Raw genomic sequence first — 1011 nt, forward strand, 5'->3', positions numbered from 1 at the left:
GCCGCGGCCGCGCATCCAGCCCGGCTCCGGCAGCAACGGCCGGACCACCGCCCACTCCGCGTCCGTCATATCGGTGGGGTACCGGCGGACACGCATCGGATGGTCGGCGGCGTTCCCGAACCGGTGAGCCAGGCAGTCACACTCCCGGGTGACCGAACTGGACGACCCCGTCATCGACACGGAAGACTGCGGCACCAGGGCCTCCTGCAAGCTCGGTGATTCGACACCAACGAGCTGTTCAGGAGGCCCCTCCTGCATGCGCCGGACACCCTGCAACCACCCGAACGAGACGCTCGTTCGACCGGCACATCCCAAGATCGGTACGACAATAGCTACTTAGCTTAGTCTTCACACACCGCTGATCAGCGGTGGCCGCAGCCTTCCCGCGGCCGACCCACGAGCAAGATCAAGATCTATGGCTGGATATCACGCTGATACCAAGTGCCTGACTTGCCGCCGAGATCGGCCGGGGTGGCAGGGCCAACCGGGACGAACCCGACCTTGGCCAGGACTTTCTGGGACGCGGCGTTGTCGTGGGAGGTGGCCGCCCGCAGTGTGCGCAGGCCGTGCATCGCTGTCGCCGTCCGGCACAGCTCCCGGACGGTCGCGGTCGCCACGCCACGGCCAGCGACCCGCTCCGCGACCCGGTAGCCGAGTCTGGCAGTGCCGTCCTCCAAGTCGTACAGGTTGAACCTGCCCAGTACCGAGCCGTCCTCCGCAACGAGCACGTAGAAGGCGCAGATGCCGGCCTCCTGCTCGGCCAGCGAGGCGTTGTATCGGTCGGTGAACTGGTCGAAGAAGTCGTCGCCGCGGTCGGAGATCGAGGCAGCGAAGTAGGTGCGGTTCGCCAGCTCGAAGGCCAGGACCGCCGGGGCGTGGCCGGCATGCAGCCGCTTCAGCTCGGGCATTGCCCGACTCTACCCAGATCCTGCGCTGAGGCCACCTGAGTTTCCGCCAGTGGCAGGCAACCCCAAGCCCAGGGCACATAACGATCTACGGCTGGAGTATTAG

The 1011-nt window shown here is 66.6% G+C and carries 2 protein-coding genes; both read right to left on the reverse strand.

Annotated elements, in window-relative coordinates; genetic code table 11:
- On the reverse strand, positions 1-96 hold a 96-nt coding region (locus ACRWNP_RS37120; protein ID WP_431969419.1), incomplete at its 3' end, for a transposase.
- Positions 97-413: 317 nt separating this feature from the next.
- On the reverse strand, positions 414-908 hold the full coding sequence (locus ACRWNP_RS37125; RefSeq protein ID WP_431969417.1) for a GNAT family N-acetyltransferase: 495 nt from the start codon (positions 906-908) through the stop codon (positions 414-416).
- Between the last annotated feature and the right edge of the window lie 103 nt (positions 909-1011).

It is taken from the genome of Actinacidiphila sp. bgisy160 (assembly GCF_965342435.1).
Lineage (GTDB): Bacteria > Actinomycetota > Actinomycetes > Streptomycetales > Streptomycetaceae > Actinacidiphila.

Excerpts from the sequence above, each read along its gene's own strand:
- ACRWNP_RS37125 (WP_431969417.1), bottom strand. The coding sequence starts at position 908 with ATGCCCGAGCTGAAGCGGCTGCATGCCGGCCACGCCCCGGCGGTCCTG.